We start from the raw sequence: 22121 nt of genomic DNA on the forward strand, positions 1-22121 counted from the left end.
TATATTGACGCCGGCCAGGGCGACCGACAGCTTGGCCGGATGAGCGAAGCCATCCTGACCCCCAAGCGCGACGCGCAGATCTGCGCCCTCATCGGCACGGGCCACTTCCTCTCGCACTTCTACATGCTGTGCCTCGCGCCGCTCTTCCTCGTCTGGCGCGACGAGTTCCAGGTGTCCTTCGCCATGCTGGGCCTGGCCGTCGCGCTGATGAGCGCCACCACGGCCGTGCTGCAGACGCCGGTCGGCTTCCTCGTGGACAAATACGGCGCGCGGCGCTTCCTGGTCGGCGGCACGCTGATCATGGCGCTCTCGATCAGCGCCATGTCCTTCGCCACCGACTTCCGGATGATCCTGGCGCTGGCGGTGCTCTCGGGCATCGGCAATTCGGTGATCCACCCGGCCGACTACGCCATCCTCGCCGGCTCCATCCGCAAGGAATTCGTGGGCCGCGCCTTCGCGCTGCACACCTTCACCGGCAATCTCGGCTTCGCGCTCGCGCCGCCGACCGTGGCGCTGCTGCTGCTCGTGATGGACTGGCGGCATGCGCTGCTGCTGCTGGGCCTGCTCGGCGTGCCGGTGGTGGGGGCGATCCTCTTCCAGGCGCGCATCCTGAGCGACCAGCCCAAGGCGCGCGGCGCGCAGAAGGTGAGCAGCCGCGAGCTGCTGCTGAGCAAGCCCATCCTGGCCTTCTTCGCCTTCTTCCTGCTCTCGGCCATGTCGGGCGCCGGGATCTCGGCCTTCCTGATCACGGTGCTCGGCAAGCTGTGGAACACGCCGATCGCCGTCGCCTCGCTGGCGCTGACCGGATACATGGTGGGTGCCACCTGCGGCACGCTGATGGGCGGCTGGTACACGGACAAGAAGGGCGGCGGGAACCTCATGGGCTTCGTCACCATGCTCACGCTGGTGGCGGGCGGCCTGCTGCTCTCGCTGGGCGTGATGCCCTATCCGGAATTCCTGCTGCCCGTGGTCACGCTGGTGGCGGGCATCTGCATGGGCTCGTCCCGCACGCCGCGCGACGTGATGCTCAAGGACGCCTGCCCGCCGGGCGAGATCGGGAAGGTCTTCGGCTTCGTCAGCGCGGGCCTGCCGCTGGGCTCGGCGCTGATGCCGGTGCCGATGGGGCTGCTGATCGACTACGGCTTCACCTGGCTGGTGCTGCCGGTGGTGGCGATCCTGCTGGTGCTGTCGCTGCTCTGCGCGGGCGGGGCGCGGAGCCTGTCGCTGGCGCGGCGGATGCCGATGCAGCCGGCGGAATAGGCCCGGCCTGCCTCAGTTCACCGTCGCGCGGATCGCGGCGGACAGGGCCCTGAGCGCATTGCGCGCCTGGCGATCGACGAGATTCGAGTAGAGCACGATGTCGCGGGCCGGCAGCGGCGGCAGGCCCAGCCGGGGACCGATGTCCACGGTTCCGGCCGGCGCCACTCGCCGCCCGAGAGCCGCCACCGCGAGGCCCGCCGAAACCGCCGCGCCGATCGTCGTGACGCCCCCGCCGGTGAAGACCTCCGACCAGGCGATCCCCGCGATGTCGAGCGTGGAGACGGCCATGCGGCGAACGCTGCACGGCTCGGCCTGCATGGCCAGCCTGAGCGGCCGGTCGGGATGATGCTCGAAATCCGGCGCGGCCATCCATCCGAAGGATTCCCGGTGGATGATCTCGCCGTCCCGACGCTCGCCGTCATGACGCAGCACGACGGCGGCATCCAGCGCGCCGGCGTCGAAATCGGCCAGAACCTCCCGTGAGGCCGCGATCCGGACCTCCATCGCCAGCCCCGGCTCGGAGCCGTTCATGCGCCTGAGGAGAACCGGCAGCTCGGCGCCGACAATGTGGTGACTGAGGCCGACCACCAGCCGCCGCTGCTCGACGGCGAAGGCATTGAGGGCCGTCTGATGGGCCAAGGCCAGCGCGCGCGCGGCGCCCAGGAAGGCGGCGCCATCGGCGGAGAGGCGGACCATGCGTGGCGTGCGCTCGAGCAGGCGACGGTCCAACCCGTCCTCCAGGCGCTTGATCTTCAGGCTCACGGCCGACTGGGTGGAGCCCAGCGCCTCCGCCGCGCGGGTGAAGCTCTTCAGGTCGGCGACCAGGAGGAAGGCCTGGACCGCTTCGACATCGAGCGACTTCATGACGCCTGTCATTCGCCGAATGCAATCATTGATATGTGCATTCATAACGTTTTCGCCTCACCGGAGCGAGCGCAAATTCATCGGACACCATCGAGGGATCCGACATGCTCATCGCGCACTACGCCCATCGCCTGCCGGCCGACTACGACATGGCCAATATCCGTGCGCGGGCGAAGCGCCGCGGCCCGCTCTGGGACGACATGCCCGAGCTCTGCTTCAAGGGCTTCATCCTGCGGGAGGCCGGTCGCCTTGGCGCCCTCGCGAACGAATACTCCTCCCTCTACCTCTGGCGGCGCGACGAGGCTTTCCGGGATTTCCTGGTGACGGGCCGGTTCAAGACGGTGACGGACACCTTCGGGCGCGCCGCCATCGAGACGCGGATCGCCCTGGACGCGCGCCGGGGCGAGGCCGGCGAGGCCCGCTTCGCCTACCGGCAGGACGTGGCGCTGCCGCCCGACGCAGATCTGACGGCGGTGTTCGCCGAGGAGATCGAACGAAACCGCGCGACTGCCGGACGGCCCAGGACCGTGGCGGCATCGATCGGGGTGGATGTCGGCACCTGGAGCCTCACGCGGATCCTGCTGTCGGAGACGGAGCAGGAGGAGGCCGGCACGGTCTACGAGATCCTGCATCTCGCGCGGCCCTTGCTCGACACCTTGCCGCGGGCGTCTGAGCCATGACCTGCGAAGCCCGCCTCAGGCCGCGAGAGGCCCTTCGCGCCCATCTGTCCGGGTTCGCGATCGCCGCCGCGATCATCATGGGTTGGGCGATCGCGATGGTGGCGATCCTGAAGGCCGTCATCTGAAGCAGGGGCCGGCGCGGGAGCGCCCCGCGCCGGCAGCGGCGATCAGGCCGCGAGCGCCTCTTCGGCGTTCATCGTCACGGCCGTGGCATGGACCACCGAGGCGATGCGCACCGCGGCCTGGACCTGCTCCTTGCTCAGCCCGCCGTGCAGCACGATCTTCTCGTGGCTTTCCATGCACATGCCGCAGCCGTTGATGGCCGAGACGGCCAGCGACCAGAGCTCGAAATCCACCTTCTCCACGCCCGGCTTGCCGATGACGTTCATCCGCAGCTTGGCCGGCATGGTCATGTAGTCGCCGCCGACCAGATGCGCGAAGCGATAGTAGATGTTGTTCATGCCCATCACCGAGGCCGCGGCCTTGGCGGCATTCAGCGCCTCGGAGCTCAGCTGCGGGCCGAATTCGGCGACGATCGCGCGCATCACGCGCGGGTTCCGGCTGGCGATGGCGGAGGCCACGAAGGTACCGGCGCGCTGCTGCTGCGTCAGGGAAGGCTCGGTCGACAGGGTGCCGAGGTTGAGCTTCTGGTCCTTGGCGTATTCGGGCAGGTCGTTGCGCAGCGATTCCAGCGACATGGCGCGGGGCTCCCAAAGGGCTTGAATTGTGGGGAAAGCGGAAGGGGCCGGTCCCGTCCCATCGCCGGTTGGCGATGGGACGGGAGGCTAGAGGGGGCGGGGGGAGCCCCCTCGAGTGCCGCGCAGCGAGGAGAGTGGTGGAACGCCGCGCGGCCGTGGGGTCGTCTGGCTTAGGCGGCCTTCTCGAACAGCTCCTGCGGCTTCAGGGCGTCTTCGCCCTTCGTCCAGTTGCAGGCGCAAAGCTCGTCGGTCTGCAGCGCGTCGAGGATGCGCAGCGTCTCCTGCGGGTTGCGGCCGACGTTCAGGCCGTTGATGCCCACATGCTGGATGATGCCGGCGGGATCGACGATGAAGGTGGCGCGCAGGGGAACGCCGGCGTCCTTGTCGAGGATGCCCAGGGCCGTGCTCAGCTCACGCTTCACGTCGGCGAGCATCGGGATCGGCAGATCCTTCAGGTCCTCGTTGTGGATGCGCCAGTTGAGGTGCACGAACTCGCTGTCGATGCTCACGCCGTAGCAGACGGTATCGCGGTCGGCGAACTCGCCGGAGAGCTTGCCGAAGGCGGCGATTTCGGTCGGGCAGATGAAGGTGAAGTCCTTCGGCCAGAAGAACACGACCTTCCACTGGCCGGGGTCGCTCTCGCTCGAGACCTGGATGAAGGACTTGCCGGGGCCACCGAGGCCCTCGGGCCCGCCCTTGACGGCGCTCAGATCGAAGCTGGGGAACTTATCGCCAACGGTCAGCATGCAGTGTCTCTCCTCGGAAGTAACATCTCTGGGAGGGCATTCCTGCGCTCCCTGGACTTTATATGGCGGTGCAACATGCATTTTGCCAATGAATAGTTTTGGGCATTATCATTGACTTAATCGATCAGCGGCCTGCGGCAAGCTTCACCTGTCCCGAGCCCAGGAGCATGGCCAGACGCGCCGCCATGGCAGGGGTGGCGACCGGATCCAGGCCGAGCAGCCGTGTGATTCCGCCGGCCAGCTCCTCCTCCGTCGCCTGCGGCTGAAGGCCGAGCAGAAGCCTGGCCGCGGCGGCCACTTCGTCCGGATGGATCATCGGCGGGCGGCGGGTGAAGGCGGCGGCGGCGCGGCGGTCGCGCGGGACGAGGGGCGCGGCGTCTTCGCCAAACCAGAAGCCGGCCTCCTCGCGCGCGCCGTGCAACAGCTTTGCCTCGTGCAGCGTGGCCGCGAAGGTCTTCGCATCCGGCGCGGCCGTGCCCAGGAGCAGGCGCAGCCGCTCGGCGATGGCATCCGGGTGGATCGGCGCCTCGGTCGCGATGATGGTGGCGACCAGCTGGCCCAGCTCGGCCCGGTTCTCCGGCGGCTTCTCCAGCGCGGTCTCCGCATAGGGGGCCGCCAGGCCAGGATCGGCGGTGACGGCCGCGGCGGCCGGCGCGGCGAGCCCGAGCGGCCCGCGCAGCCGGGCCTGGGCGGATTCGGGCTGGTTCAGCCAGTCGAGCGACCAGCTGCGTGCGAGCTTCCAGCCCATCCCCTCCAGCGCGGCCTGCCGGCCGCGGTCGCGGTCGCGGGCGCATCGCAGGGCCGACCAGTCGGCCCCGTCGATCTCGATGCCGAGGTCAAAGCCGGTCGCCCCGCGCGCGGCGACGTCGAGGAAGAGGCCGGACAGCCCCAGATGCGGCACGGCCACGCGCCCCGATTCGGTGACGAGCCCGCCGATGAGCGCGCCGATGGGCGAGGCCTGGCCGGCATCCAGGTCGCGCGCCTCGCTCCCCGCCGCGAAGCCGAGGAAGGCCTTGAGCGCCGCCACCCCGCGCCCGCCGGCGCGCGTCAGGTCGATCTCGTCGGCGCCGATGCCCGAGAAGACGATGCAGCGCCGCTTGGCGCGGGTGATGAGCACGTTCAGCCGCCGCTCGCCGCCCTCCACGGAGAGCGGGCCGAAGCGCATGGCGAGGCGGTTGTTCGCGTCGCGTCCGTAACCGACGCTGATCAGCATGGCGTCGCGCTCGTCGCCCTGCACGTTCTCGAGGTTCTTCACGAAGAAGGGCTCGGCGGGATGGGCGGTGAAGAAGGCCTCGGTCTCGGGGCTCGCGCGGCGCAGGGTCTCGACCGCGTCCAGGATCGCGTCGCGCTGGGTGACGGAGAAGGCGGCCACGCCCAGCGTGTCGTCGGGCGTCTCGCGCGCGTGGCGCATCACCGCCTCGGCGACGGCCTGGGCCTCGGCGGCATTGGCGCTGCCGACGAATTTGCCCTCCACCCGGACCAGCGAGAGGCCGAGCTGGGGGCTGCGCGGCCGCGGCGAGGGCAGCACCAGCAGGCGGCCGCCATAGAACTCCGCATTGGAGGTGGCGATCAGGCTCTCGTGCCGGCTGCGATAGTGCCAGCGCAGCATGGCGCCGGGGATGCCGCGTGCATTGGCGAGGCCGAGGATGCTCTCGACGTCGCGGGCCTGCAGGACGGCATCCTCATCGGGTGCCTCCTCCTCGTCGTCCTCGGTCATGCGCTGGAAGAAGCGCGAGGGCGGCATCTGCTTGTCGTCGCCGACGACCACGATCTGGTTGGCGCGCGCGATGGCGCCCATCGCGTCCACCGGCTCGATCTGGCTGGCCTCGTCCATGACCATCAGGTCGAAGATGGGAAAGCCCGGCATGGTGGCGTGATGCGGATTGGCCAGGAACTGCGCCACCGTCAGCGGGCTCAGCATCATGATCGGCTTGGCCTTGCGGATGAGCGGCGCGGCGCGGGTCATGATGGTGCGGATGGGGGCATTGCCGCGCTTGCGCTCGAACTCGCCGCGCAGGAAGGCCAGCGCGGGGCCTTCCTCGCCCTGGCGCAGGGCGGTGAGGCGTTCGGCGTGCTTGGCCGCGGCCTCGCTGCGGGCGAGGCGCACGCGCGCGGCATCGGCCTCGCGGAAATCGGCGACGAGGCGGTCGGCGGCGGTGCCGTCGAAGGCCGCGAGCTCGGGGTGCTCGCGCATCGCCACGCGGAACAGGGCCTCGAGGGCGGCGAAGTCCAGCGCGCTTTCGGCATCGGCGGGCGCGATGGCGCCGGTTTCCAGCGCTTCGGCGAGGGGCGCGAGCGCGGGCTCGGACGCCACGGCGCGCGACCAGCCCTGCCAGGGCGCCAGGGCCTCGGGCTCGGCGGCCATGGCGGCGAGGCGTTCGGCCAGAGCGGCGAAGGTGGGCGGCGCTTCGAGGCCGGTGGTCTCGCGGATGGCCGTCCAGGCGGCGAGCGCGTCGCGCTGCGCCGGGCTCGCGGGGGGCGTGTCGAAGGCCGCGCCATGCTGCTCGAACCAGCCGAGCCCGGCGACGAGCTTCGCCTCGTCCGGGCCGTCTCCGAGGCGCGTCTGCGCGGCCTGGGCGGCGAGTAGGGACTCCAGCGCGCCGGAATCCTGCGGGTCGCGCAGGGCGGCGGCGATGGCGGCCTTCGCGTCGCGCCGGGCGCCGTCGAGGAAGCCGAAGAGCCCGCCGGATTGGGCCAGCGTGCCACGCGCGGCGGCCAGGCCCGGCGCGGCCAGCGCGCCCGGCAGGAAGCGCGGCTCGATCCGCGCGGCCGCGACCAGGCGGAGGTCGGCGAGGCGCGCTTTGGCGGCCTCGATCCCCTCGGGCCGGAGGGGCGCATCGGCGCGCAAGGCTTCGGCGGCGAGGGCGTTCTGGGCCTCGGCGATGGTGCCGGGCGCGGCGGCGAGGGCGCGGATCTGGCGCGGCAATTCCGCCTGGAAGCGGCTGGCCGCGATGGCATCCAGGGCCGGTGAGATCCCGCGCCATGGGCTGCGCGCGCCGGCGGCATGCGCCGCGAGCTCGCGCGCGCCGGCGTGCATCCCCCGCAGCCTCTCGGCATCCCATTCGGCGGCGTCCATGCGGAAGGGCGGCGGCGCCGCGCCCGAGGCACGCAGCGCGGCCAGCCGCGCGATCACCTCCTGCACGGTGACGCCCGTCTCGCCCACCGTGTCGCGCATCGCGCCGGCATGGCGGTTCAGCCGGCCGCGCAGATCGCCCAGGCGCTGCACGGCGGCCTCGCGCTGCGGCAGCGGCGGCGGCGGCAAGGCGAGGGTCGCGCGCAGCTCATCCAGGACGCTGCGCTTGGTCGGCTTGTCGCCATGCAGCTCCAGCACAGCCGCGCCGAGGCCGAGCGCCTCCAGCCGTCGCTTCACCACTTCCAGCGCGGCGGATTTCTCGGCCACGAAGACCACGCTGCGCCCGTCCAGCACGGCCTGGGCGAGGATGTTCACGATGGTCTGGCTCTTGCCCGTGCCGGGCGGGCCCTGGATCACGAGGCTGTGGCCGCGCCGGACCGCCTCGGCGGCGAGGGCCTGGCTGCCATCCACTTCGACGACGTGATCCAGCCGCTCGACCGGGATGGCCGCATCCACATCCGCATCGTCGGCGAAGGGCGGCTGTTCCGGCGGTGGGGCCACGGGGTCGAGCAGCCGGCGGAGCATCGGATGCTCCAGCAGGCCGGGATGCGCGGCGGGATCCAGGTCGCGCCACATCAGGAACTTCGCGAAGGCGAAGAGGCCGAGCGCCAGCCCGTCGGGATCCACGTGCCAGTCGTCATGCCCGGCGATGGCGGCGGTGACCTTCGCCGCCCAGCCCTCGGCCGCGAATTCCGGCAGGGTGATGCGGAAATCCGTGGCGAGCTTTTCCCGCAGCGAGAGGTTCTCGACCGCCTCCTCGGGATCGCCGCGCAGCCGGAAGCGGTTGCTGACGCCCTCGCGCTCCAGCGTCGCGGGGATGAGCAGCAGGGGCGCGACGCGCTCCGTCCCCGGTGTCGCAGGGTCGCGCCAGACCAGACTGCCGACGGCCAGGAAGAGGCTCGGCACGCCGGTTTCCTCGCGCGCGCCACGGGCGTCGGACATGAGGTTGCGCAGGCGGCGCGCCAGCTCCTCGGGCGTCTGCGCCACGCGCAGCTGGGTGTCGCGCCGGGCGTCCTCGCGCGTGGTCTCGGGCTTGGCCGTGGCCACGCCCTCGGAGCGCTTGCGGCCCTTGGCCTCGCTCGCGGTGCCGGCCTCGAAACCGAAGGCCTTGCCGGCGGCCAGCTGCTCCCACACGAAGCCGGCATCCTCGTCGTCGATGCGGATCACGCCGCGCGCGCGGCCCTGCGCCGGCAGGCTCAGCAGGCGGTTGCGCGTGGACAGGTCGATCAGGGCGCGGCGCGCCTGCTGCAGGGTGTCGGCGAGGGTCATGGAAATGTGCATCCGGATGGCGGCGCGGCCGCTCGCCGGGTCATTGGCGTCCTGGCGGCGGATTCACGAAATAGCCCGGTGATCGATGGATGGTCCATCCGGATGCGCATCCTCACCCCATGGCCTGACGCAGCCGGTTCTCCTCATAGTCGTATTCCTGGCGCAGGCGCGCGAGCATTTCCTCGGGCAGATCCTTGTCCTGCTGGCAGGCGCGCAACGCCTCGCGCGCCGCGGCCAGGGCCTCCAGCCGCACGGCCCGCCGCGCGGCGCGTTCGGCCGCCGCCGCGCCGCCGCCCTTGGTCACGCGCTGGAGGTGGTTGGCGCGGTCCTGAAACTCCGGCAGGAGATCGGCCGCGATCGGTCCGTAGAGCACGTCCGCCGCGCGGGCCTGCACGGCGGCCAGCGCGGCCGTCGCCGCGGCATGGCGGGCCTTGGCTTCCGCCATATCGATCCCGTTCGCGTGGGCCGGCATGTTCAGCCCGACGCGCCTGATGACCCATTCCAGCGTCGTGCCCTGCACCACCAGCGTCGCCAGGATCGCGCAGAAGGCCAGGAACACGATGATGTCCCGCTCGGGGAAAGCCGCCGGCAGCGCGATGGCCGCCGCCAGCGAGACCACGCCCCGCATCCCCGCCCAGGAGAGCACGATCATGTTCGGAATGGAGGCGGGCGGCATGGGGTCGTGCCGCGCCACGCTCCGGAGCTGGCGCGGCAGCCACATGGCCGGAAAAATCCAGACGAAGCGCGAGGCGATCAGCGCCAGCGAGACGAGGACGCCGAGGCCGATCAGCTCCCAGACGCCACGCCCCTCCAGCCGGGTGAGGATGTCCTTCAGCTGCAGCCCGATGAGGATGAAGATCAGCGAGGTCAGGACGAATTCGACGAAGTTCCAGACCGAGCGCGCCTCCTGGCGCGTGCGGGCGGTGAAGCGGTGCTGCGCCTGGCCGACCATGATGCCCGCCGTCACCGCCGCCAGCACGCCCGAGATGCCCAGCGCCTCGGCCAGCAGATAGCTGGCGAAGGCGGCGAGGAAGGTCAGAGTCACTTCGAGCAGCGGGTCCTTCAGGCGCAGGATGAGCCAGACCGCCGCCCAGCCGGAGGCCAGACCCACCGCGATTCCGCCCAGTCCGACGAGGAGGAAGCTGCCCGCGGCGTCCAGCGGCGAGACGCTGCCGGCCGCCACGGCGGCGACGGCGAAGCGGTAGATGACCAGCGCCGAGGCGTCGTTCACCAGGCTCTCGCCCTCCAGCACGGTCACGAGGCGCGGCGGCAGCTTCAGGCGCTGCAGCACCGCCGAGGCCGCGACCGCGTCGGGCGGGGCGAGGATGGCGCCGAGGGCGATGGCGGCCGCCCAGGGGATATCGGGGATGAGCAGGCGCGCCAGGGCGCCGATCGCGAAGGCGGTGAAGGCGACGCAGCCCAGCGCCAGCAGCAGGATCGGCTGCAGGTTCCGCCGGAAGGCGCGCCAGTCGGTGCGATAGGCGCTGCCGACCAAAAGCGGAGGCAGGAAGAAGGTCAGCGCGATGTCCGGATCGAGCGTGATGCGCGGAAGGCCGGGAATGAAGCAGAGGGCGATCCCGCCCAGGATCAGCACCACCGCATAGGGCACGCCGGCGAGGCGGGCGAGGACGGCCAGCACGACGCAGGCGGCCATCAGTGCGAGGAGGACCTCGACGATCTCCATGAGGCACCTGGACCTTTGGCTGGAGGCCGCCGGGGAGGGATCAGCGGCGGCGGATGAGAGCTGCGGCGAAGACGGCGATGGCGATGATGAGCACCGTCATCATTCCTTGAACGATCGAGTAGTTGGGGGCATCGGGCGCGACGAACCAGGCGGCGGCGGCACCGCCCGCCAAAAGCGCGATACGAACGATCCAGGCCATGGGGCACCTCCGAAACGAGTTTGCCACGCAGGCCGCGGCGAAGCCATGGCCACCTTTTGCCCGCGACGGCCGGCCATAAAAAAACGCCCCGGGGAGGTCTCCCCGGGGCGTCTCTTCAAGTCAGCGATGGGGCGGTTGTTATTCCGCCATCGCCTTTTCCTTGCCCTTCCGGATGTTCGGCAGAGCCATCAGGATCAGCGCGATGGCCGCGATGCCGAGCATGGTCGCGGAAATCGGACGCTGGACGAAGACCGACCAGTCACCACGCGACAGCAGCATGGCGCGGCGGAGGTGCTCTTCCATCATCGGCCCCAGCACGAAGCCGATCAGCAAGGGCGCGGGCTCGAGCTTCAGCTTGTTGCAGAGGTAGCCGAAGACCGTGAAGGCGACCGTCATGTAGACGTCGAACACGTTGTTGTTCAGCGAGTACACGCCGATGCAGCAGAAGACGAGGATCGACGGATACAGGAAGCGGTAGGGAACCTGCAGCAGCTTCACCCACATGCCGATCATCGGCAGGTTGATGACGAGCAGCATGACGTTGCCGATCCACATCGAGGCGATCAGACCCCAGAAGAGGTCCGGCTGGGCCTCGACCATGCGCGGGCCGGGCTGGATGCCCTGGATGATCAGCGCGCCGACCATCAGCGCCATGACGGCGTTGGACGGAATGCCGAGCGTGAGCAGCGGGATGAAGCTGGTCTGCGCCGCGGCGTTGTTCGCGGCTTCCGGACCGGCCACGCCCTCGATGGCGCCCGTGCCGAACAGGTGCCGGCCCTTCGACATCTTCCGCTCCATCATATAGGAGCCGAAGGCCGCAAGAGAGGCGCCGCCACCCGGCAGAATGCCGAGGAAGCTGCCCACGATCGTGCCGCGAAGCACGGCCGGGGTCGCACGACGGAACTCTTCCTTGGTGAGCCAGAGCTGGCCGACCTTGGTGCTCATCACCGAGCGGGACTCGGGACGCTCGAGGTTCAGCACGATTTCGGCGATGCCGAACATGCCCATGGCGATCGGCACGAAGCCGATGCCGTCGGACAGCTCGGGGATGCCGAAGGTGAAGCGCTGCTGTCCGGTCTGCACGTCCGTGCCGACGAGGCCGAGGGCCACACCGAGCACCACCATGCCGATGGCCTTCACGATCGAACCCTGCGCGAGCACGCAGGCGATGATCAGGCCGAGGAGCATGAGCGAGAAGTAGTCGGCCGGGCCGAAGCTCAGCGCCACCTGCGTCAGCATCGGGCCGGAGGCCGCGACGAGGACGGTGGCGACCGTGCCGGCGAAGAAGGAGCCGAGGGCCGCCGTGGCCAGCGCCGCGCCGGCGCGGCCGTTGCGGGCCATCTTATAGCCTTCGAGCGTCGTCACGACGGACGACACTTCGCCCGGCAGATTCAGCAGGATGGCCGTGGTGGAGCCGCCGTACTGCGCGCCGTAGAAAATGCCGGCGAGCATGATGATGGCGGTCGTGGCCGGCAGGCCGAAGGTGATCGGCAGCAGCAGCGAGATCGTCGCCACCGGTCCGATGCCCGGCAACACGCCGATGGCGGTGCCGATCAGCGCACCCAGCAGCGCGAAGAGCAGGTTCTGGATGCTAAGCGCAACCCCGAAGCCATGCAGCAGGTTGGAGATGAGAAGTTCCATGGTCGCTTTTCCTATCCCGCTCTCAGAACTGCGGCCACAGATTCACGCGGATGTCGAGTTCGTAGATGAACACCCACCAGCACATGATCAGCAGGAAGATGGTGACGCCCACGATACCCTTCTTGGTATGCGTGTGCTCGGCGAGGCAGCTCGTGATGATGAGGCCCGCGAGCGCCAGGAAGAAGCCGCCGGACTCCAGCAGGAGCCCGAAGAGGCAGATCGAGGCGCAGATGATGGCCAATAGCTTCCATCCGGCCGAGAAGGCCATGACGATGAAGCCGACCATGATGCCGAGGCCGACCGCATTGTAGGTCTGGCCGAAGAAGCTCCAGACGGAGGGTGAGATCCGCCAGGCGATGATGCCGAGGACGATGCCGCCGACCAGCGTTCCAACGTCCATGCCGGTCCACTTCTCGAGCGGATCGGGGCCACTGAACAGGCTGATGAGCACCACGCCGGCGCCGAGCGCGGCCTGGAGCCAGAAGACCATCATAGGCATGTAGCCGGGACCCATGCGCCGGGCGCTTCCCAGGCTGTGGTCCATGTTCAGGTAAAGTCCGGCCAAGGCGATCACGATCAGGAATATCCCTGATGCGAAGTCCTTCCCATTCAATTTCAGCTTCATAAAATCCTCACTCCCCGCCTCGGGCCGGCAACTTCCGGCATTTCGACTAAACTGCCAAGCGGCAACCGTAAATCCGTCTCAATCTTTCGTCTCAGTCAGGTCTTGCGCCAGTTTCGCGAACCAGAGGCTCCCAGCGGGCGACCTCCGAAGCCACGAAAGCGGCGTATTCCTCCGGCGACAAATGGCCGGCGGAACCGCCGATCTCCGCGAAGCGCGCTCGCGTTGAATCACTGCTCAGGATGGTGCCGACCTCGCGGGCGAGGCGGTCCACGATCGGGCGGGGCAGGTTGGCGGGGCCGGACAGGCCGAACCAGCTGGTCGCCACGATGTCGTATCCCTGCTCGCGGAAGGTGGGCACATCCGGGAAGGATGGGTGACGCTCGGCGCTGCTCATGGCGATCGCCTTCACGCTGCCCTGCCGGATATGCGAGGCGGCGGAGGGCAGGCTGTCGCTCATCAGCGGCACCTGGCCGCCGATCACGGCCGTCATGGCCGGTCCGGCGCCGCGGAAGGGAATGTGGTTGATCTCGCGCTCCAGGATCTGGCCCATCCGCACGATCAGCAGATGGTTGGAGGAGCCCGAGCCGCTGCTCGCCATGTCGAGGCCGCGCTGACGGTGCAGCCGCGCGAGGTCGTCGAGGTTGGCGATGCCGGAGCGCGGATTGGCGACGAAGACCGAGGGGTTCTGCGTCAGCAGCGCGATATGGGAGAAGTCGCGCACCGCATCGTAGCGCAGATTGCCGTAGAGCGTCGGCGAGATGCCGTGGCTCGCGATGTTCGACAGCACGAGGGTGTAGCCGTCCGGCGCCGCCTGTGCGGCGGCGAGGCTGCCGACCGAGGCCCCGGCACCGGGCCGGTTCTCCACGATGATCGGCTGGCCGAGACGCTCCTGCAGCGGCGTGGCGACGAGGCGGGCGATCAGGTCGGTGGTGCCGCCGGGCGCGAAGGGCACGACGAGGCGGATGGATTGCGAGGGCCAAGCGGCGGTCTGCGCGCGTGCAAGGGCCGGCAGCGCGAGGCTGCTTCCCAGGATCGCGCGTCGACGCCACTGTCGGTCCATCGTAACTCCCAATCACGGCCAAACTTTGTCTGTTCGGTAGACATTCTTGGGCACTGGCTATGGCATGTCGTTCAGCTTGCTGCAAGCTTGGCGAGCCCTCGAAACGGCTCGACTGGACAGCCCTGAAAGCCGCGCCGAGGATGCTGCAACGCAACATCCCACGTTCTGGAAATCCAAGAATGATCGTCAACGACCCAGAAGCGCGAATCCGCGAGCACGCGACGACGCTGGAGCCGCGCCTCATCGAGATCCGCCGTGACCTGCATGCCCATCCCGAGCTCGGTTTCGAGGAGGTCCGCACCGCCGGTATCGTGGCGGCGGAGCTGACGCGCATGGGCATCGAGCATCGCACGGGCGTGGGCGTGACGGGCGTGCTCGGCGTGATCGAGGGCGGGCGTCCCGGGCCGACGCTGGCGATCCGCGCCGACATGGACGCGCTGCCGATCCAGGAAGAGACGGGCCTGCCCTTCGCGAGCCGCAACGAAGGCAAGATGCACGCCTGCGGCCACGATATCCACACGACCACGCTGCTCGGCGTGGCCGAAGTCCTGAAGGGCCTGGCGCCCAATCTCGGGGGCCGCATCCTGCTGATCTTCCAGCCGGCCGAGGAGATTCTGGGCGGCGCGAAGGCCATGATCGCGGACGGCGCGGCCGAGGGCATCGACATGGCCATCGGCTTCCACAACCATCCCGAAATGCCCGTCGGCAGCTTCGGCTATGTGCGCGGCTTTTCGCTCTCGGCCGCCGATAAGTTCGACATCGTGCTGCGCGGCAAGTCGGGCCATGCGGCGCATCCGGATGCGGCCGTCGATCCCATCATCGGCGCCGCGCATATCGTCACGCAGCTGCAGACCGTGGTGAGCCGCGAGCAGAACCCGATCCACCCCAGCCTGGTGACGGTCGGCATGTTCCAGGGCGGCACGACGCACAACATCATCCCCGAGCGCGTGACGCTGAAGGGCACGGTGCGCAGCCTGCATCCCAAGGCGCGCGAGACGGCCGAGCGGGCGATCCGCCGCCTGGTCGAGAACACCTCGGCGGCGATGCGCATGACGGCGAGCATCGAGTATACGCGCCTCTGCGGTGCGCTTTATAATGACGACCGCATCCTCGATCCGGCCATCGCCTCGGTCGCCGCGCATTTCGGGGAGGAGTTGGAGAACAGCGATCCCTCCATGGGCGCGGAGGATTTCTCCGAATTCGCCTCGCGCGCGCCCGCCTTTCATCTGCGCGTCGGCTCGGGCGCGGAGGGGCGCGAGGACCGGCTGCACAACGCCTTCTACCAGCCCGACGAGCGCTGCATCGCGCTCGGCGTTCAGGCGCTGTCGCGCATCGCGCTGGACATGCTCAAGTGAGGATCGCCGAGCTCCCCGCACCCGAGGTCGCGCGGCGCATCGCCGCCGGCCACGCCGTTCTCCTGCCGATGGGCAGCACCGAGACCCACGGTCCCGCGCTGCCGATGGGCGACTATCTGCTCGCCGAGGCCATCGCGCTGCGCATCGCGCAAGCGGCCGGCGACGTGCTCGTCCTGCCGACGCTGGCCTTCGGCGGCGCGGACTTCTTTCGCGGCGTGCCCGGCGGCGTGGCGCTGAGTCCCGCGACTCTCACCGCCGTCGTGACGGACATGCTCGTCGCGCTGCATGAGGGCGGGGTGGAGCGCATCCTCATCCTCAACGGCCATGGCGGGAACATCCCCTCCATCGAGGAAGCGCAGCGCAGGCTGCGTCACGGCCAGGGCGTTGTCGCGCCCGTTCTGCATCTGTGGAAGTCGGCCGGCGGCTGGCAGAAGGAGTTCGGCGGATCGATGGAAGCGCTCGGCCATGGCGGCGATCCCATCGCCTCCGTCGCGCTGCATCTGCGGCCCGATCTCTGCACGCCCGCGGCGATGAAGCCGCGCGCCGCGCTGCCGCCCTTCCTTGGCCAGCCGGTCAGCGGTTTCGGCACGATCCGCGCGGCGGGCGTGGATTTCGGCGTGCCGATCGAGGCGGAGGAAGTGGCCGCCGGCGGCGTGGCTTCGGCCGATCCCTCGGGCGCGAAAGCGGAACATGGCGCGCGGATCGTCGCGCGCTTCGTGGAGGCCGCGACGACGATGCTCGCCGCCATGAAGGGGGCGGCGGCATGAAGGTCACGGTATTCGGCACGGGGGCGATCGGCAGCCATGTCGCAGGCCGCATGGCGCGCGGCGGCATGGCCGAGGTGAGCGTGATCGCGCGCGGGCCGCAGCTCGCGGGGATCCGCGCCGGCGGCATCACCGTCGATGCGCCGGACGGCCGCTTCAACGTGAAGGTGAATGCCGAGCAGGATCCCGCGAAGCTTGGCCCGCAGGATGCGGTGATCATCACGGTGAAGGCGCCCGCGCTGAGCGCCGTGGCCGACAGCATCGCGCCGCTGCTTGGGCCGGATACGCCGGTGGTCTTCGTCATCAACGGCATCCCCTGGTGGTGGGGCGACGGGCTGGAGGTGCTCGACCCGACCGGTTCCGTCCGGGAGAAGATCGGATTGCGGCGCACCATCGGCGGCGTGGTCTGGTCGGCCTGCACGGTCACGAGTCCCGGAACGGTGAAGGTGGCGAGTGCCACGAGCAAGGTGCTCTTCGGCGAGCTCGACGGCAGCCTTTCGCCGCGCGTGAAGGCGATTGCGGAGGTGCTGGATGCGGGCGGCATGGGCGGCGTGGCCTCGCCGGATATCCGCACGGAGATCTGGACCAAGCTGCTCAACAACCTGGTGAACGGGCCGATCTGCCTGCTCTCGCGCCGGCACATGAAGGGCACCTTCGACGAGCCGGTCATCATGGAAGCCGGAATGACCGTGATGCGCGAGGCGATGGAGATCGCCAGGGCGCTGGGCCATCCGATCCAGGGCGATGCGGAGAAGCAGATCCTGCGTTCGGTGGTGCTCGCGCATAAGCCCTCCATCCTGCAGGACCTGGAGCAGGGGCGCGGGCTGGAATTCGACGCGCTCTTCACCGTGCCGCTGCAGTTGGCAAAGCAGGCGGGCGTGCGCGCACCGATGCTGGAGCTGATGGTGGCGCTGGCGCGGAAGGGCGCCTATGCGGACGGGGCGTGAGGCCATGCGCATCGTCCGGGCCGCCGTCGCTTCTGACCTCGATGCACTCCAGGCGCTCTATCTCCACCTGAATCCGGAGCGGCCGGAACTGTCGCCGGCGACGGCCTCGCGCATCTTCGGCGAGATCCTCGCGCGGCCGGATTGCCACCTCTTCGTGGCGGAGGTCGGTTTTTTGGCAAAGGCTGGGGGCGAACTGGTCGCCAGCTGCATGCTGGGGACGATGCCGAACCTCATGCGGGGCGGGAGGCCCTATGCGCTGCTGGAGAACGTCGTCGCGCATGCGGCGCATCGGCGGCAGGGGCATGCGCGGGCGGTGGTCGAGGCGGCCCTGGCCAAGGCCTGGGAGGCGGGCGCGTATCACGTCTACCTGCTGACCGCACGGCCCGATCCGGGCGTGCGGCTCTTCTACGAAAGCTGCGGCTTCGTGCTGGGGCGCAAGGCCGGCTACGTGGCGCAGGCGCCCGCCGGCTGACCGAGCCAGGCCGGCAGTTCGTGCTGCCCGAGCACCCAGCCCTCCCAACTGCGCACCGCCGCGTCCTTCGGGATGAAATCGGCGCGGTGGCCGTCCAGCACGGCGATCGTGGCGAGCAGGCCGAGGGTGCAGTCGAGCCGGTCCTCGCCGGAGGCATCGGCGCCGAAGCCATCGGCGAGGGCGTCGAGCAAATCGCGCGAGGGCGTCACGCGCAGCCGCGCCATCGCCTCGCGCAGCGGTCCGGCCAGCGTCAGCCGCGCCGCGCGGTCGCGCTTGCTGCCGCGCAGCTTCAGCCCGAGCTGCCGTAGCGCCTCGGCCGGATAGACCTCCGCCACCGCCAGCCGGCCGGCGCGCAGCAGGCCGTGCAGCGGGCCGGCGAAGGGCCAGAGGTCGAGCGGCGCATCGGCGGCGAGGGCGGGGGCCAGCCAGTCGCGCCAGGCGGAGAGCCCGGCCTTGCCGGACTGGTTCGCCCCCAGCGTCCAGAAGGGCGGCGCGCCGGCCGGGCGGGTGGCCGTCGCGCGGTCGCACCAGCGATGCAGCGCATCGGCATCCGGCAGGCCGAGGGCGGCCGCATGGCTCGCCCGCGTCATCCCCTTGAGGCCGCGCATGGGATAGAAGGGCGCCGCCAGACCGACCGTCTGCAGCACCGCATTCACGGTGAAGAAGCGCGGATCGCCGGCAAGGCCGCGCAGGAAGTCCACGAAGCCGGCTTCGGGCCGCTGCGCCGCGTAATGCCGCGGCACGCCGAGCGGCAGGTCCAGCCCGAGCACCGCCGGCACGTCCTCGCGCCGCAGCGATGCGGCCAGCTCCGCGAGGTCGGGCGCCGGGCGCGGCGCCTGCATATGCCAGCCGGCCCCGTTGGCCCCGGCCGAACAGGCCCAGCGTTTTGCGGGCGAGACCGACCAATCCGCGTGCGCTGCGAAAATTCTCATGACAGGATCGGAACCATCCCAAAGGGAGGTTCAGCATGAACGGCTATGGCTCTGCGGCGAAATGGTTCCACTGGATCACCGCCGGACTGATGCTCGTCGCCTTGCCGACCGGCTTCGTGATCGGGCACCTGGCGGAGGAGAGCAAGGGCGCCTTCTACGCCATCCATGAGAATGCCGGCTTCACCCTTCTCATCGTCGCCGCGCTGCGGCTCTTCTGGCGGGTGAGGAACCCGGTGCCGCTCGATCCCGCGCTGCCGGCGCCCATCAGGATGGCGGCCAATGGCGTGCATCACCTGCTCTATCTGTCGCTGATCCTGCAGCCGCTGCTGGGCTTCTTCACGACCAATGCCTTCGGCTTTCCCATGGCGGGCGGTACGGCCTATCTCGGGCTGATCGACTTCCCCAAATTCATGGAGGCCAATGAAGGCGTGGGGAACACGCTGCTCATGCTGCATGGCTGGCTGGGCTGGACCATTCTGGTGCTGCTCTGCGCGCATATCGGCGCGGTCGTCTTCCATCAGGCGATCCGCAAGGACGGCACCCTGCTGCGGATGGTGTAGCGCTAATCCGGCCCCGATCTGAGCTGCGCGACCTCCGCGGCCAGCACGTCATCCGGCAGCTCGGACGCGAATTCCGCCGGCACGTCCACCGCCAGCGAGAGCATCCGCTTGTAGATCGCGCGCGGCACCTCCTGCGTGCCGAACTGCGCCAGATGCGCCGTCTGGAACTGCGCGTCGAGCAAGGTGAAGCCGCACAGCCGCAGCCGGGCTACCAGGTTCACCAGCGCGATCTTGGAGGCGTCGTCGGCCCGGCTGAACATGCTCTCGCCGAAGAAGGCGCCGCCGATCGCGACGCCGTAGAGCCCGCCCACGATCGTCTCGCCCTGCCAACTCTCGATGGAATGCGCGTGCCCCTGCTCATGCAAGGCGAGGAAGAGCGCGCGGATCTCCGCATTGATCCAGCTCTCGGGCGAACTCGGCCGGGGGGCGGCGCATTCGTCGATAACCCGCTCAAAGGCCCGATTCGCCGTGACTCGATAGGGCGATTGCCGCATTCGCCGCGCCAGCCGGCGGGACAGGTGGAAGTCGGTGAGCGGGATCACGCCCCGCTGCTCCGGATCGAGCCAGTAGAGCGTTCTCGCGTCGCGGCTCTCGGCCATGGGAAACAGGCCGATCCGATATGCCCGCAACATCAACTCAGGCGTGATGTCCATCTGGCGGCGCGACATGCGAGGATCAGCCTGTCACGGCTGGGCGCACGGGGCGCGAGGGCGAGGTCTTTGCCTTCAGGGATTCCACGACGTCATCTTAGACACCGATCCGCCCGTTTCGAAACGGCCTCTTGACGTAAGAATTTTCATGTTGCTTCGCACCCCAAAGGCCCCTGGCCGCGTAGCGCGGCTCAAGCGAGGGCATAGGGTGCGGCATGATGTAACTCGCCGCCGCGCAAAAAGCGGCGGCTGGTCGCGGCGTCTCAGTCCGTCCGGCCGACGAAGCGCTCCAGCCAGTGGATCGTGTACTCGCCGGATTGGAATTCCGGGTCGGCCATGATCCGTCGGTGCAGCGGCAGCGTGGTCTCGATGCCGTCGACCACCATCTCCTCCAGGGCCCGGCGCATGCGGGCGATGGCCCGGTCGCGGTCGGGCGCATGGACGATGAGCTTGGCCACCAGGCTGTCGTAATGCGGCGGCACTGAATAGCCCGAGTAGAGCGCGCTATCGACGCGCACGCCCAGGCCGCCGGGGGCGTGGAAGGTGTTCACCTTGCCCGGCGAGGGCGCGAAGGTCACGGCGTCCTCGGCGGTGATGCGGCATTCGATGGCGTGGCCGGAGAAGGTCACGTCCTCCTGGCCGTAGCCGAGCGGCTCGCCCGAGGCGATGCGGATCTGCTCGCGCACCAGGTCGATCCCGCTGACCATCTCGGTCACCGGATGCTCGACCTGCAGGCGGGTGTTCATCTCGATGAAGGCGAATTGGCCGTCCTGGTAGAGGAACTCCAGCGTGCCGGCATTGCGGTAGCCGAGCTTGCGCAGGCCCGAGGTGACCTGGGCGCCCAGGACGTCGCGCTCGGCGCCGGTGAGGGCAGGGGAGCCCGCCTCCTCGACCAGCTTCTGGTGGCGCCGCTGGAGCGAGCAGTCGCGCTCGCCGAAATGGACCACGTTGCCGTGGTTGTCGGCCAGGACCTGGAGCTCGATATGCCGCGGCTTGTCGAGGTACTTCTCCATATAGACGGCGTCGTTGCCGAAGGCCGCCTTGGACTCCGTGCGCGCGACGCGCCAGGCCTCCTCCAGCTCGTCCGCGGAATGCGCCACCTTCATGCCGCGCCCGCCACCGCCGGCGGCGGCCTTGATGAGCACGGGGTACATGATCTGCTCGGCGACCTCGCGGGCCTCCTCGAGCGTGTCGAGCGCGCCCTTCGAGCCGGGGACCAGCGGCACGCCGAGCTCGCGCATGGCGTTCTTGGCCGAGATCTTGTCGCCCATCATGCGGATATGCGCGGCGGTCGGGCCGATGAAGATGAGGCCGTGGGCCTCCACCATCTCCGCGAAGCCGGCGTTCTCCGAGAGGAAGCCGTAGCCGGGATGGATGGCGTCGGCGCCCGTGATGGTGGCGGCCGAGAGGATGGCGGCGACGTTGAGGTAGCTGTCGCGCGCCGCCGGCGGGCCGATGCAGACGCTCTCGTCGGCGAGGCGGACGTGCATGGCGGAGGCGTCGGCCGTGCTGTGCACGGCCACGGTGCGGATGCCCATTTCCTGGCAGGCGCGGTGAACGCGGAGCGCGATCTCGCCCCGATTCGCGATGAGGACCTTTTTGATCATCGAGCCGGTTCCCGGCCTATTCCACCAGGACCAGCGGCTCGCCGTATTCCACCGGCGTGCCCGTCTCGATCAGGATGCGGGTCACCGTGCCGGCGCGCGGGGCCTTGATCTGGTTGAAGGTCTTCATCGCCTCGATGAGCAGCAGCGTCTGGCCCTGCGTCACCGTCGCGCCGAGCTGCACGAACTGCGGCGTGCCGGGCTCGGGCGAGAGATAGGCCACGCCCACCATCGGCGAGGTCACCAGGCCGGGATTCTTGAGGTCGATCGCGGAAGGGTCCACGGCCGGGGCCGCTGCCAGGGCGGGCGCAGCCACGGCGGCGGGCGCCGCCGCCATCACCGGCGCGGCGACCGTCACCGCCGGCAGGATGCGCGCCACGCGGATGCGGGAGTCCTTCTCGGAGATCTCGATCTCGGTGAGGTCGGTCTCGCGCAGGATCTCGGCGAGCTTGCGGATCGCCTCCGCGTCGAACTGGATGCCACTGGTCATGCGTCTTCGTCCTCATCTCCGCCGATCAGTCCCGCCATGGCCTGCAGCGCGAGCGCGTAGCCCGCGACGCCCAGGCCGGCGATGACGCCGGTGGCGGCCTTGGAGACCAGGCTGTTATGCCGGAACTCCTCGCGCCGATGGATATTTGTGATGTGGACCTCGACCACCGGCAGCCCGACGGCGAGAAGCGCGTCCAGGATGGCGATCGAGGTGGTGGTGTAGCCCGCCGGGTTGATCACGATGCCGGCGGCGCGGCCGCGGCACTCCTGGATCCAGGAGACCAGCTCGCCCTCGACATTCGTCTGGCGGAAGTCGATGGCGAGCCCCAGCTCTTCCGCCGCTTCGGCGCAGAGGTTTTCCACATCGTCGAGCGTCGCGGTGCCGTATTTCTCCGGCTCGCGCGTGCCCAGCATGTTTAGATTGGGGCCGTTGAACACGGCGATCAGGTTCATGTCGATTCCCGGAGGGGCCTCTCGAAGGGGCCGGGG

At 69.6% G+C, this 22121-nt stretch carries 22 protein-coding genes; 8 read left to right on the forward strand and 14 right to left on the reverse strand.

From position 1 onward, the window contains the following. The first annotated feature begins 39 nt into the window (after positions 1 to 39). Positions 40 to 1260 carry an MFS transporter gene (locus tag ACO057_RS20530; RefSeq protein ID WP_421994954.1) on the forward strand — a complete coding sequence of 407 codons (1221 nt, stop codon included), beginning with the start codon at positions 40 to 42 and terminating at the stop codon, positions 1258 to 1260. 12 nt (positions 1261 to 1272) lie between these two features. Here ACO057_RS20530 and ACO057_RS20535 read toward each other — a convergent pair whose 3' ends face one another. Then, entirely contained in the window at positions 1273 to 2124 is an 852-nt protein-coding gene (locus ACO057_RS20535; protein ID WP_421994956.1) for a LysR family transcriptional regulator, read from the reverse strand. 104 nt (positions 2125 to 2228) lie between these two features. On the opposite strand from ACO057_RS20535, the gene ACO057_RS20540 reads away from it, so the two are divergent. Together ACO057_RS20540 and ACO057_RS20545 are read left to right on the forward strand one after the other, a co-directional pair. Next, positions 2229 to 2804: a DUF4865 family protein gene (locus ACO057_RS20540; RefSeq protein WP_421994958.1), complete on the forward strand. Its 576-nt coding sequence runs from the start codon at positions 2229 to 2231 to the stop codon at positions 2802 to 2804. Continuing rightward, positions 2801 to 2929 carry a hypothetical protein gene (locus ACO057_RS20545; protein WP_421994960.1) on the forward strand — a complete coding sequence of 43 codons (129 nt, stop codon included), beginning with the start codon at positions 2801 to 2803 and terminating at the stop codon, positions 2927 to 2929. The genes ACO057_RS20540 and ACO057_RS20545 overlap by 4 nt, the downstream gene beginning before the upstream one ends. A 42-nt stretch (positions 2930 to 2971) precedes the next feature. Here the strand turns inward: ACO057_RS20545 and ACO057_RS20550 are convergent, their stop codons facing one another. The 8 genes from ACO057_RS20550 to ACO057_RS20585 form a co-directional block, all read right to left on the reverse strand. Next, the gene (locus ACO057_RS20550; protein ID WP_421994962.1) at positions 2972 to 3502 is read right to left on the reverse strand and encodes a carboxymuconolactone decarboxylase family protein; all 531 of its coding nucleotides are present in this window, start codon (positions 3500 to 3502) and stop codon (positions 2972 to 2974) included. A 170-nt stretch (positions 3503 to 3672) separates the two neighbouring features. After that, a complete protein-coding gene (locus ACO057_RS20555) occupies positions 3673 to 4248 on the reverse strand; it encodes a peroxiredoxin (protein ID WP_421994964.1) in 576 nt (191 codons plus the stop codon). Between the two features lie 124 nt (positions 4249 to 4372). Then, positions 4373 to 8650, reverse strand: a complete 4278-nt coding sequence (locus ACO057_RS20560; RefSeq protein ID WP_421994966.1) for a DUF4011 domain-containing protein — start codon at positions 8648 to 8650, stop codon at positions 4373 to 4375. 112 nt (positions 8651 to 8762) lie between these two features. Beyond that, positions 8763 to 10334 (reverse strand): Na+/H+ antiporter, encoded by a 1572-nt coding sequence (locus ACO057_RS20565; protein WP_421994968.1) that lies wholly within the window; start codon positions 10332 to 10334, stop codon positions 8763 to 8765. A gap of 40 nt (positions 10335 to 10374) precedes the next feature. Continuing rightward, positions 10375 to 10533, reverse strand: a complete 159-nt coding sequence (locus ACO057_RS20570; RefSeq protein ID WP_421994970.1) for a hypothetical protein — start codon at positions 10531 to 10533, stop codon at positions 10375 to 10377. A gap of 138 nt (positions 10534 to 10671) precedes the next feature. Further along, positions 10672 to 12174 (reverse strand): tripartite tricarboxylate transporter permease, encoded by a 1503-nt coding sequence (locus ACO057_RS20575; protein ID WP_421994972.1) that lies wholly within the window; start codon positions 12172 to 12174, stop codon positions 10672 to 10674. A 22-nt stretch (positions 12175 to 12196) separates the two neighbouring features. Beyond that, the gene (locus tag ACO057_RS20580) at positions 12197 to 12739 is read right to left on the reverse strand and encodes a hypothetical protein (protein WP_421994974.1); all 543 of its coding nucleotides are present in this window, start codon (positions 12737 to 12739) and stop codon (positions 12197 to 12199) included. 151 nt (positions 12740 to 12890) lie between these two features. Then, positions 12891 to 13859: a Bug family tripartite tricarboxylate transporter substrate binding protein gene (locus tag ACO057_RS20585; protein WP_421994976.1), complete on the reverse strand. Its 969-nt coding sequence runs from the start codon at positions 13857 to 13859 to the stop codon at positions 12891 to 12893. Between the two features lie 179 nt (positions 13860 to 14038). Here ACO057_RS20585 and ACO057_RS20590 point away from each other — a divergent pair, with 179 nt between their 5' ends. From ACO057_RS20590 to ACO057_RS20605, 4 genes are read left to right on the forward strand one after another with little or no spacing between them, the layout of a single operon-like run. Beyond that, positions 14039 to 15214 carry a M20 metallopeptidase family protein gene (locus ACO057_RS20590; RefSeq protein ID WP_421994978.1) on the forward strand — a complete coding sequence of 392 codons (1176 nt, stop codon included), beginning with the start codon at positions 14039 to 14041 and terminating at the stop codon, positions 15212 to 15214. Beyond that, a complete protein-coding gene (locus ACO057_RS20595) occupies positions 15211 to 15981 on the forward strand; it encodes a creatininase family protein (RefSeq protein ID WP_421994980.1) in 771 nt (256 codons plus the stop codon). The genes ACO057_RS20590 and ACO057_RS20595 overlap by 4 nt, the downstream gene beginning before the upstream one ends. Continuing rightward, positions 15978 to 16925 (forward strand): ketopantoate reductase family protein, encoded by a 948-nt coding sequence (locus ACO057_RS20600; protein WP_421994982.1) that lies wholly within the window; start codon positions 15978 to 15980, stop codon positions 16923 to 16925. Before ACO057_RS20595 ends, ACO057_RS20600 begins: the two co-directional genes overlap by 4 nt. 4 nt (positions 16926 to 16929) lie before the next feature. Next, positions 16930 to 17397, forward strand: a complete 468-nt coding sequence (locus tag ACO057_RS20605; protein ID WP_421994984.1) for a GNAT family N-acetyltransferase — start codon at positions 16930 to 16932, stop codon at positions 17395 to 17397. On the opposite strand, the gene ACO057_RS20610 is transcribed toward ACO057_RS20605, so the two are convergent. Beyond that, positions 17370 to 18239, reverse strand: a complete 870-nt coding sequence (locus ACO057_RS20610; protein ID WP_421994986.1) for a hypothetical protein — start codon at positions 18237 to 18239, stop codon at positions 17370 to 17372. The genes ACO057_RS20605 and ACO057_RS20610 overlap by 28 nt on opposite strands. Before the next feature lie 125 nt (positions 18240 to 18364). On the opposite strand from ACO057_RS20610, the gene ACO057_RS20615 reads away from it, so the two are divergent. Next, complete coding sequence (locus tag ACO057_RS20615) at positions 18365 to 18889, forward strand: cytochrome b (RefSeq protein ID WP_421994988.1); 525 nt, start codon at positions 18365 to 18367, stop codon at positions 18887 to 18889. A gap of 2 nt (positions 18890 to 18891) precedes the next feature. Here ACO057_RS20615 and aat read toward each other — a convergent pair whose 3' ends face one another. From aat to aroQ, 4 genes are all read right to left on the reverse strand, one after another. Next, the gene (gene aat / locus ACO057_RS20620; RefSeq protein ID WP_421994990.1) at positions 18892 to 19557 is read right to left on the reverse strand and encodes a leucyl/phenylalanyl-tRNA--protein transferase; all 666 of its coding nucleotides are present in this window, start codon (positions 19555 to 19557) and stop codon (positions 18892 to 18894) included. A 245-nt stretch (positions 19558 to 19802) separates the two neighbouring features. Further along, the gene (gene accC, locus ACO057_RS20625; RefSeq protein ID WP_421994992.1) at positions 19803 to 21146 is read right to left on the reverse strand and encodes an acetyl-CoA carboxylase biotin carboxylase subunit; all 1344 of its coding nucleotides are present in this window, start codon (positions 21144 to 21146) and stop codon (positions 19803 to 19805) included. 16 nt (positions 21147 to 21162) lie between these two features. Continuing rightward, entirely contained in the window at positions 21163 to 21633 is a 471-nt protein-coding gene (gene accB, locus ACO057_RS20630) for an acetyl-CoA carboxylase biotin carboxyl carrier protein (protein ID WP_421994994.1), read from the reverse strand. After that, positions 21630 to 22085, reverse strand: coding sequence for a type II 3-dehydroquinate dehydratase (gene aroQ / locus ACO057_RS20635; protein ID WP_421994996.1), 456 nt, complete (start codon positions 22083 to 22085; stop codon positions 21630 to 21632). Before aroQ ends, accB begins: the two co-directional genes overlap by 4 nt. Between the last annotated feature and the right edge of the window lie 36 nt (positions 22086 to 22121).

The organism is Roseococcus sp. (assembly GCF_965227005.1).
GTDB lineage: Bacteria > Pseudomonadota > Alphaproteobacteria > Acetobacterales > Acetobacteraceae > Roseococcus.